The following is a 9,488-nucleotide window of genomic DNA, read 5'->3' as shown; positions in this document are numbered from 1 at the left end:
GCCGTACCCAAGGGATTGGGGAAGGTCTTCCCACGGAATGCCTGTTTGCAACACAAACAGGATGCCGTTGAGGGCGGCTTCATCGCTGACTGCGAGCTTGCGCGCACCGCCTTTGGCGGAAGGTACGAAGGCAGGGATGAGGGGTTGTAGCTGTCGCCACAGTTCTTTGCTTACAGGTCGTCGTGCCATGAGGGCAGCGAGCATAACTGCTCTGCGGGGGCCTGTGACGAAGTGGTGTTAGCCACTCTTATCTGGATGTATGGCAGTTGAGTGGAACCGCACAGTCAATAGGCGCTTGTTTTTCTTTGTAGGGTCATCCCACACGTCAAAATTGGTGTCCTTGATTTCTCGCTTGGTCCAAGATCCTTTTCGGGCGATGTCAGTAGATTCAAAATTGAAGAGCACCGAACCATAGTCTTCAGCAGTGGCCAAAGAGATGTCTCCCATCTTGTACCGACGACCATCAATACGGAGCAAGACTTCGGCCTTGTTCTCGCGTGCTTCGATATGGATATCTGATGCACCTGATTTTGCAGCGTCCAATAGCAATTGCCGCACGCGCGTCTGTGTTGATGTTTGTTCGGAATCCGAGCTGCTGATTTCGCGTGCGTTGTTGTGGTGTACCGCCCGTATGATTTCCCAAGTGGAAATCAATGGATAGATATTTTGATAGTTGTCTGCCTTCAGACGCTGGGCAACGTCCAACATGCCTCTGCTTTGCAGATACATGTCAGGAGTCATCAGCAAATAGGTCCGATGGCTTTTAGAGCTCTTGGAATCTGCGAGTGGCTGATTGAGGGCGAAGCCGACAATCTTCTGCTCGAAAAGCATGTCGCTCTGTATGGCTGCGAAGTGCTCCAGATGCTGTTCACCCAGGGGGTGCGTGAGCTTATGAAGATTGACATACTCACCATCAGGAACTGCCGCTACGTCAGAAACAGCGTATCTCTCAAGCACGGCACGCTTTTCGTTGTGGTCCTTCAATTTCTGCTGGAGCGCTTCCTTGGCTTTTGCATGCTGATCTTGATGTTTCTCGCCCCGTCGCCCGGGCATTCTCAATGTGATACCGAGTTCCATTTTTTGACCTATTCCAGGATATAGAGCGTTGTGAAGGCGTTAACCTGCGCGCCCACCGCTGTGGGATTGCTCCAAATCACTCGTTCGAAATTAATGGGATATTTATTCAGGATTTCCACGGCCCAATGCATGCTCAAGAGATCGCTGCTACTGGCAGTGTTCAGCTGCAGTTGGATTTTTCTTCCTAACCTGTATTCGCTAACGCCGGCCAGGCCTTTGATTTCAGAAGGCGGGCGCAAGGTGACTTCTTCTTCCTGCGAGAATTTGAGATTCTTGAGATTACGGGATGCCCAATCCARAATMGCCATCTTCACGAYTCTTGGATCTACTTTCTGGGCCGGATTCCCGTGTACTGCACTTCTGCCAATCGGAAAATCCGAGACGATAGGGCCTTCAGTGTTCAGTGGATCAAGGATTCCTGGGAGCTTTGTGCGGTCCGCRATGCGTGTATGGGAATTTGCGGGGGACCATTCAATGGTTGCTTTCTTCGTTTGGAAATCGCATTTCAGAATCGACGGCTTGTAGCCCATCGAAGTGTATGGCAGCGATTTTCGTACTTGCTCGCACTCATGCCATTGTGACAGTGCGACTTCTTGCAGACCGAAGTTTCGTTGCTCTGATGCAATTTTTTCTTGGTATTGTTGAATCAGATTGGCTATTCGTTTCTCTTGGGCTCGCTTTTCTTGCTGACTTTGGAGTAACGCTTTTAGAGCGGCCATTCGACGCTCTTCATTGCGCAGGTTCTCACGCTGGGTCGCTATGAAATACGAGCATGCGGCAGCGACTGTCACAAGGATGGTCGCAGCAAAGATCTTTCTTATATCCAGACCATTTTTCCGCAGTCGACATTGCTGCAGTTCCTCAGATTTGAGGTCTTTTGCGGCCTCTATGATCTTTTGGATGGTATATCTGGCATTGATTGTATCTCCGACAATCACTCCATCGTGTGGAATGTATTCGGCTGCAGTCGAGTACGCCTGCTTTGCCTCTTCGGCGTCATAGACGATTCGATCGAACGTAGGCTGAGGTACACCGTCCTTGATCAGGCATATCCAGAATGTCTCTTCTGCAATTTTCTGAAAGACAAGTGCATTGTCCAGAAGCATAGCAACAAGCGCTGCTCCCGCAAAACAGCCTGCCATCTGCGATGTGCCCTTGGCCACGTTCAGCTGACCACTGACACTCAAAGTCAAATAGGCATTGTTTTTTCCAACAAAGCGCTTTGCCGTCTTGAGACTATCTGCCTCGGTCCAAGTTAAACCGAGAGCCAACCTGTAGCCATCGATCTTCCATATCTGATTTGAGCTCTGATCAAAGCCGGATGACAAAACTGAATCCGGTGCGATTTCACTTGCGGAGAGTGTTGGCTCAGTCCTGGCCTTCTTGAACGCGCGCTTTAGCATCTGTGACGCCTCACGGGTTGCTTTGCGCAGGCGGCTGACCGGCTTGCGTAGGCATTTGATTGGGCATTGGGCCGTTCCAGATGGCCGAGCCGGGCGAGGGCAGGGCGGGCTGCGCTTGGACAAGCCCTGCAGGCATGGCCAGCGGCGCCGCCGGCATGCCGGCCGCTGCTCCTTGGCCTGGCCAGGACGTTCCAGGTGCCGACGATCCGGCCGGCGAACCGCCGGCTTTGAACGCCAGCGTCATGGGCACTGGCTTCTTGCTCTTGGCATTCGGCAGGGGCTCGATCCGGACCTGGACTTTGCGGGGTGCGACGCTGGCCAGCGTCATGCGCTCGGCGATCTCGTCGCCCTCAGAGAAGGTCAGCACGGCGCCGTTGGCCAGGGCCAGGCGGGCCGTCTTCTTGCCATCGAGAATGATCACCGACACGACCGTTGGGAGGCTCCCCACAATCGGGTCCGTGCCCAGCATGTCGCGGATCTGCCGCTGCTGCTGCAGCAGCTGCAGCTGCACTTCGTTCTCGGCCGCCAGGTCGGCTGGCGTCTTCTGCTGGGCCAGGCCGGGGCCTGCGAGGACGACCAGTGCAGCGGCCACCAGGCCTGCGACGATGAGCTTGCCCTTGGGGGCATTGCGTTGCTCAGCCATTTTTCTGTCCTCCATACACCTGCATCACGATCACCGACATCGTTCGATCCCCTCGGCCGCGCTTGCTCGCGCCCGCGATCGACAGCTGGTCGTTGACTTCCTCACTGCCGGAATCGAATCCAAACAGCACCAGGGCGTCGCCGTCCTTGACGAAGGCCTGCTGCTGCATGCTCTGCCGTGCCACTTCCGGTGAATACGTGGTCACGCCATTGGCCACTTCAGGGTTCATGTTTGTGACCGATGAAAGCTCAAACTGGTACTGCAGCAGGATGCGGTTGTCGCCCAGGATCAGCGGCACCACGTTGGCCGTCAGGCCCGTGGTGATACGGCTTTTTTGCTCCGTCGTCTGAGCACCAACGTTTGCAGTTAGAGATGTCTGGCGCGTGGCCGTAAAGATGCGGTCCTGGACGACCTGGAAGGGCGACGGCTGGCCGTTGATGGCCAGGAACTGGCCTTTCTTGAACAGCGCCACGCTACCGACCGTGTTGAGTGCCTCTGCAATGATCTTGGTGCCGTTGAGCCGGGAATTGGCGTCGGCGAAGCTCACAGTGAATCGACCAGGCTGTCCGTTCGACGGCTGGATCGGACTCGTGCCCCCAAGGCTCACACCATTGCCATTGAGTTGCTTGTAGACCATGTCCATCGACAGGCCTGCGGCTTGCTCCTTGGCCAGCGTGACGTTGTAAACGGTCAGGTCGATCATCACGTTGCGTGCGTAGCGCGCGTTGATCGAGTTGAGCAGGGTGCTGATGCGCTGCAGGCTGTGCGGCCTGGCCGTGACTGTCACGATCCCGAGCTCTGGTGTAGCGGCGGCGAATCCGTCCTGGCCAGCCACGGCGAGCCTGGAGTTCGATGACCCGGCACCGGACCCTGCTGAACCGCCAATTCCGCCAGCTGAGCCACCGGCGGCCGAAGCACCTGCACTGCTGTTCGCGCTGCGCGTCTGAGATGTAGTTCCTGGCTGGATTCCCAGGATGGCCTGGACCGAGCTCATGATCGATGTCCAGGGGTCAATCAGCTGGTTCTGTGTGACAGACACCGTGCCGCTGTTGCCTCCGGCACTGCCCGAGTTGCCACCGGCGCCACTGTCTCCACCGCTGGAGCCCGAGCCGGTGGCCGACAGACTGATCGATGCCGACAGCGCCTTGGCGCCGCCCGGAATGTTCATGTCGTAAGTGCGGGTCTCGAACCGGAAAAATTCGATCACATTGCGCGACCCGGCGTAGCGCCACGACGCCTGGTTGCGCTGGGCCAGGTCGTTGAGCAAGGCCTTCACCGATCCGTTGTGCTCGACCTGCGTGAAGCCATTGATGCCCCTGGTGCCGGCGGCCTGGGCCTGCCCCTGCTGGCCCAGGTCTGCACCCGGCGCGCCTACGATTTCAGTTGCTGCAATCGGGATGCCGATGCGCGTGCCGAGCTCTTCCAAAACCTCGCTGAGCTTTTGCGAGCCATGTGTGGCGTAGGCGATTTCGCTGTCGAAAACTGCCGGCAGCGACTGGCTTTTGTGCAGGCGGATTTCCTTGCCGGCGATGCGCGGTACTGCCAGGCGAGTGACGCCGGCAGGAGCGGCGATCTGGGTGCGTTCGGTCAACAGTCGGCGGGTTTGGTCGTTGGCCGCTTTCGTGTTCTTCTCGGCTTCCTGGATCGTCGTGCAGCCCTGCAGGAGCAGCACGCTGATCGCCGTGGCGAGACATGTCAGGCGCTGGGGTAGGTGCTTATTCTTCATTGCCGTCTTTGCTTTCTGCGGTGATGTCGGTGGACGTGACTTCCATGACCTTGTTTGCGGCCGCCACGGTCAGCAGGACCTGCTTGCCCTCGGCCCGGAGGATCGTGACCACGGCCTCTACGGCTGCAGCGACATCGAGGTCGTCGCTGAAGGCCGAGCTCGAAATGACTTGCCACGACACGCGCGGATACCAGATGAGCTTCCAGCCTGCAGCCTGGGCCCAGGCCTGCAGCTGCTCGTGCACTGGCTGACCTTCCCGCAGCACATAGCGTTGCGTGGCCACCTGCGCGCCAGCTGCCGAGGAAGTGATCTGGACCGAGGCGACAGCACGGCTCTGGCGCGCGGCCAGTTCCTGGGCACCGGCCTGGTCGCAACTGCCAGTGCTTGACGGCGCACCGGTGCCGGCGGAGCCCCAGGGCGCCGAGGTCGGGCTCAGAGGGCTCGTCCTGGCAAGCTCAAGCCGAAGGCCTGCTGCGGTGCTGGCCAACTCCAGGACCTGGCCAGGCTGCAGCTGCTGGTTCACCGTGCGCAGGGCATCGCCGATGCTTGCCGTGTCGCCCTGTTCGACCTGCACCAGTTGCTGCGGATTCGTGGGGCAGATTTCGAGATAGGGCACGCCGATGCGCTGGGCGATCAGCTGGCCGAACTCGGACACCCTGGCGCTCCATGAGATGGCGACCTGGGCCTGCAGCAAGGCATCACGGGAGTCGTTGCCGCCTGCGGGACCATTGGCCAGCGCAGGCAAGGAGACGGACATGGCCACGGCTGTGGCGCATGCACCGAGCATGTGTTTTTTCATCTTCATTCCTGGTTTCTTCAGCGGATCGCTGCAGCGTCCGCAAGAGCGAACTCGCGGTACAGCGCGAGCACCTTTGGCACGTACTGCTGTGTTTCCCGATAGGGCGGGATGCCCTTGTGCTTGCGCACCGCGCCCGGGCCGGCGTTGTATGCAGCCAGGGCCAGGGGCCAGTCCCTGAACTCGAACCACATCTTTCTCAGATATGCGGCGCCGGCGGCAAGGCCCAGCACGGGGCTGTAGAGGTTGCTCTCGGCGTCCTGCAGCCCAACACCTCGCGCGGTGTCAGGCAGGACCTGCGCCAAGCCCCTGGCATTGGCAGGGGAGCGTGCATGGGCGTTGTATTGGCTCTCGACGGCAACCAGTGCCTTGAGCAGAGCGGGCTCCAGACCGTAGTGCAGCGCTACGGCGGTGATAGCTCGTTCGTGCTGCCAGTAGCTCTGGAGCATCTGCCGGCAGTGGGCGTTGGTCTTGTGGCCTCGCAGGCAGTCGAGCGTGCTTGCATGCGCCCCCAAGCCGACCAGGGCGGTGAGCCCAATGGCCGCTGCCAGATTGCTTATTCGGAGCCTGCTCATGCGACGGTCATCGCAAGCGCGATGAATGCAAGGAGAAGCCCGGCCTGCAAAGCATGGCGCGAAAACTGATCGACGGCCAATCCACCCTTCGCATAGCGGCGCCATACGGCCAGCAAGGCTGAGCCCACAATCACTGCGGTGGCGCCGATGCCGATGGTAAGGATGGTCTTGCGCACGTTCCCCATGCTCTGGCCCGAGGCCTGCCGGAACCCTTCTTCGAGGCTTTGAGCAACGGGCACTTCGGGAATGGGCTTCCAACCACCGCTGCCTCCACCCGTGCCAGGATTGGTCCCCCCACCGGTCCCACCATTCCCACCGGGCGAAGTTCCTGTGCCGCCGACCATACGATCTGCCATGCCACAGATCGTGGTCCCGTTGCTGTCGGCGAATCCAGAGCAGCGACCGGAATTGATCATCCTTTGGCAGTTGCCAATTCCCAGCTGAACACAGGCCAGCACCAGGTTCCCATCCACAGGTCGACCATCGAAGGTCCCAAGTGCCAGGAGGTCTTGCACCACTGAGGAATTCAAAGCACTGGTGGTCAGTTTGGTCCACGCGTTGATCTGCTGTTGCAAACTTTGGTTTCTGTAGACCTCAGGAGAAACACCAGCATAGGTTTCAATATTCTTCCGATTCATCTGCAGCACGCCATAGCAGCAGCTGCCGTTATAGGCACTGGTATCGCCGCGACTCTCGACATTGATTGCAAGATTGGCGACAGCCTGGGCGTTCTGCTTGAGCCATGGGCTCGCACTCGGTGAGTTCTGAATCGCTGTGACGATGTCAGCCGCGCTGACGATGGCCGCAAGCGCGACTACCGGGGCGAGGGCGAGCGTGAGCGGAGACCGTTTGCGCCAGTCCGCAACAAATCTCAACAGCTTCATTTGCGCCCCCCAACACGTCCGCCTTTTTCGAGCTCTTCCAGGAATTGCTCGGGAGGGGTGGCTCCAACCAGTCGCTTGCCGCTGGCAAGGACCACGGTGGGGGTGTTGTTGATCTGGTAGCGCTCGCCAGTTCGGAGGATTTCGACCAGGCCATCGACGTTGCATGCCTCAGGCAGTTTGGGCCTGGCGCCGTCCATCATCGCCTTCCAAACCCCGGCACGGTCAGGAGAGCACCAGGCCATGCGCGCGAGACTCTGGCTTTGCGGGCTGATGACCGGGAGCATGAACCTGTAGACCGTCACATCATCGATCTGGTCAACGAACTTCGTGAACACCCTGCAAATGGGGCAGTTCGGATCTTCAAAAACAGCCATCACCCGGCTGCCGTTGCCATGGACTTCCTTGATCGCGTGTTTGAGCGGCAGCTGATCGAACGGAATGGCCATCCGTTTGTCCTGCAGCCGCGCAGTGAGGTCCACGCGCTGCTTCAGATCCATCAGTGATCCACCTATGAAACTGTAACGACCTGTTTCATCAGCGTAAAATACTTCCCCCTCCGAAAGAACCTCGTAGATGCCTTTGATTGGCGTGGGGCTGATCTCGTCAACTCGGACCGAGTTGCCGGTATTGGCTGATATCGCTGCCCTCAACTGTCCTGCCACTTTTTCTGAGACACCCTCAGCGAAAGACGTTGTGCAGACAGTGAGGAAGGCCGCAGCAACAGCAGCGGGCAGGGCCATGCGTACTAGGCGTGCGCACGTGTGGAGAGGGGGGTGGGTAGGCATGGGCGCACTGTATGCAGCCCTCCTCGGACACTCCAGCGTAAAACGTTCGATACATACCGAACGTTTTACGCTTGACTTTTGGACTTTTTTTTGATCTAGAATTTGGCGCGTCGAGGTGTGCGTCTCGCCAGCAGGGACGGCTCTCTACGCCATCCGTGCTGGCCCGCCACTTGAGGACAGCATGGATAGAAAAGATCCCTGGATGCACCAGGGCAAGCTCCGACATGAGGGCTGGGATCCCCGTTTCGAGGATTTTTTAACCGACGTTTTTCTGGTCGATGGAATGTCGGAAACGTCAATAGCAACGCTTCAAGTTGAAGTTTGTGCCTTCAACAAATGGTCTCTTGAGGCAACTGGTCGTGCCTGGGATGCAATTCTTCCGGGCGATCTCCAGGCGTACCTGCAGGTCGCAAAAGACACGCTTTTTGCATCCACATTTCGCAAGAAGCGATGGTGCCTGAGGCGGCTCTACAAGTGGGCCAAAGCCGAGCTCATTGTTGGTAAGAACGTAGACATAGACATTGCTCGGATTTGGCTACCCGCACGTGCGTCGTCTCGACTTCCGGCTACTGTGCCCAGCGCAGCCCAGATGCGGAAATTTCTTGAACGCCCTGACACCAAGACGATAGAGGGCATTCGCGACCGTGCGATCCTCGAACTCCTTTATGGGGCAGGGCTGCGCGCTGCGGAGCTTTTGGGATTGCCGCGTGACCTTCACCTACAAGGCCGTTGCATGAGGCTTATGGGAAAAGGGATGAAGGAACGTCTGGTGATTCTAGGGGAGCCTGCACTGGAATGGATTGCGCAATACAAACATGCGCGTCCAATGATTCTGCGTCGTGGTGGGCACGTCCCGCAGGCCTCAAAACGCCTGTTCGTGTCCAGCGGGCGCTATCCTGACTATCAGTACATTCAGTTGTGGCGGATGGTGCGAAAGCACGCGGCCGCATGCGGTCTAGACCTCACTCCCCACAGTTTGCGCCATACCTTTGCTACACACCTCTACCAAGGCCGGGCGCCCCTCGACGCTATTCGGCTTCTTCTTGGGCACCAGCGACTGGAGACGACCACCATCTATGTGTCCAGGCACGGCTTGGATGACCATGAACTGGTCCGTCAGCATCATCCCCGCGGTGAGACATACACGCCATTTCATCGCTGGGGCAGCGCAAACCAACACGGCTAGTGATCTACAAATGCAGCTTGGCATTCGCCGCAGATGAGCTTGAGCCCTGGCTTGCCCCAAACGCTGATCTGGTCAGTACAGCCTGTGCAGCTGTACTTGATGCGGTTCGATTTGTTCAACGGCTGTACCGAGTCTGGTCCGCCGGCGGCTGTGGGCACCGTGTGGGCCACTGGCCGCACTGCCTGCGCCAAAGCGGGTACGGTCGCCATTGGGGGCGTGGTGCCGGCCATGCCCTGCAGCTGCGTGGCCATGCTCCACTGGCCGCTGAGCACGTGCTCGATCGCAGGAAAACGGTCGTACCAACTGATCTGGAAGCTGTCCGTCAGCAACTGCTCGCATGCCCCGAGGAAGGGCCCTCCTGCGATGGCGTAGTCGGCCATCATGTCGCCCGTACGCTTCCCTCCGGGCCGGCC

10 protein-coding genes and 1 pseudogene are annotated in these 9,488 nt (G+C 58.7%); 1 reads left to right on the top strand and 10 read right to left on the bottom strand.

Annotated features, from left to right (window positions below):
- From GRX31_RS29750 to GRX31_RS29710, 9 genes are all read right to left on the bottom strand, one after another.
- The coding region (locus GRX31_RS29750; protein ID WP_202396769.1) for a transposase at positions 1-204 on the bottom strand (204 nt) is incomplete at its 3' end.
- Between the two features lie 33 nt (positions 205-237).
- Positions 238-1,077, bottom strand: a complete 840-nt coding sequence (locus tag GRX31_RS29745; RefSeq protein WP_160856143.1) for a hypothetical protein — start codon at positions 1,075-1,077, stop codon at positions 238-240.
- An 8-nt stretch (positions 1,078-1,085) separates the two neighbouring features.
- Positions 1,086-2,480 (bottom strand): hypothetical protein, encoded by a 1,395-nt coding sequence (locus GRX31_RS29740; protein ID WP_160856141.1) that lies wholly within the window; start codon positions 2,478-2,480, stop codon positions 1,086-1,088.
- Between the two features lie 10 nt (positions 2,481-2,490).
- Positions 2,491-3,123, bottom strand: a complete 633-nt coding sequence (locus tag GRX31_RS29735; protein WP_160856139.1) for a hypothetical protein — start codon at positions 3,121-3,123, stop codon at positions 2,491-2,493.
- Positions 3,116-4,849: a secretin N-terminal domain-containing protein gene (locus GRX31_RS29730; protein WP_160856137.1), complete on the bottom strand. Its 1,734-nt coding sequence runs from the start codon at positions 4,847-4,849 to the stop codon at positions 3,116-3,118. Before GRX31_RS29730 ends, GRX31_RS29735 begins: the two co-directional genes overlap by 8 nt.
- A complete protein-coding gene (locus GRX31_RS29725) occupies positions 4,839-5,654 on the bottom strand; it encodes a TcpQ domain-containing protein (RefSeq protein WP_237426822.1) in 816 nt (271 codons plus the stop codon). Before GRX31_RS29725 ends, GRX31_RS29730 begins: the two co-directional genes overlap by 11 nt.
- A gap of 11 nt (positions 5,655-5,665) precedes the next feature.
- On the bottom strand, positions 5,666-6,220 hold the full coding sequence (locus GRX31_RS29720; RefSeq protein ID WP_160856135.1) for a lytic transglycosylase domain-containing protein: 555 nt from the start codon (positions 6,218-6,220) through the stop codon (positions 5,666-5,668).
- Entirely contained in the window at positions 6,217-7,104 is an 888-nt protein-coding gene (locus GRX31_RS29715; protein WP_160856133.1) for a hypothetical protein, read from the bottom strand. Before GRX31_RS29715 ends, GRX31_RS29720 begins: the two co-directional genes overlap by 4 nt.
- Positions 7,101-7,844 carry a DsbC family protein gene (locus tag GRX31_RS29710; protein ID WP_237426821.1) on the bottom strand — a complete coding sequence of 248 codons (744 nt, stop codon included), beginning with the start codon at positions 7,842-7,844 and terminating at the stop codon, positions 7,101-7,103. Before GRX31_RS29710 ends, GRX31_RS29715 begins: the two co-directional genes overlap by 4 nt.
- Before the next feature lie 226 nt (positions 7,845-8,070).
- On the opposite strand from GRX31_RS29710, the gene GRX31_RS29705 reads away from it, so the two are divergent.
- The gene (locus tag GRX31_RS29705; RefSeq protein ID WP_160856129.1) at positions 8,071-9,075 is read left to right on the top strand and encodes a tyrosine-type recombinase/integrase; all 1,005 of its coding nucleotides are present in this window, start codon (positions 8,071-8,073) and stop codon (positions 9,073-9,075) included.
- Here GRX31_RS29705 and GRX31_RS29700 read toward each other — a convergent pair.
- Positions 9,072-9,488 (bottom strand): annotated as a pseudogene (locus GRX31_RS29700) (sprT domain-containing protein); the annotation flags it as partial. The gene GRX31_RS29705 and the pseudogene GRX31_RS29700 overlap by 4 nt on opposite strands.

Origin of the sequence: Delftia sp. CH05, assembly GCF_009827015.1 — a bacterium.
Taxonomy (GTDB): domain Bacteria; phylum Pseudomonadota; class Gammaproteobacteria; order Burkholderiales; family Burkholderiaceae_C; genus Comamonas; species Comamonas tsuruhatensis.
The sequence above is the reverse complement of the archived record's forward strand: the minus strand, read 5'-3'. Positions and strand labels throughout refer to the sequence as shown.

Excerpts from the sequence above, each read along its gene's own strand:
- GRX31_RS29730 (WP_160856137.1), bottom strand. The coding sequence starts at position 4,849 with ATGAAGAATAAGCACCTACCCCAGCGCCTGACATGTCTCGCCACGGCG.
- GRX31_RS29745 (WP_160856143.1), bottom strand. The coding sequence starts at position 1,077 with ATGGAACTCGGTATCACATTGAGAATGCCCGGGCGACGGGGCGAGAAA.
- GRX31_RS29735 (WP_160856139.1), bottom strand. The coding sequence starts at position 3,123 with ATGGCTGAGCAACGCAATGCCCCCAAGGGCAAGCTCATCGTCGCAGGC.
- GRX31_RS29715 (WP_160856133.1), bottom strand. The coding sequence starts at position 7,104 with ATGAAGCTGTTGAGATTTGTTGCGGACTGGCGCAAACGGTCTCCGCTC.
- GRX31_RS29725 (WP_237426822.1), bottom strand. The coding sequence starts at position 5,654 with ATGAAGATGAAAAAACACATGCTCGGTGCATGCGCCACAGCCGTGGCC.
- GRX31_RS29720 (WP_160856135.1), bottom strand. The coding sequence starts at position 6,220 with ATGAGCAGGCTCCGAATAAGCAATCTGGCAGCGGCCATTGGGCTCACC.
- GRX31_RS29705 (WP_160856129.1), top strand. The coding sequence starts at position 8,071 with ATGGATAGAAAAGATCCCTGGATGCACCAGGGCAAGCTCCGACATGAG.
- GRX31_RS29710 (WP_237426821.1), bottom strand. The coding sequence starts at position 7,844 with ATGGCCCTGCCCGCTGCTGTTGCTGCGGCCTTCCTCACTGTCTGCACA.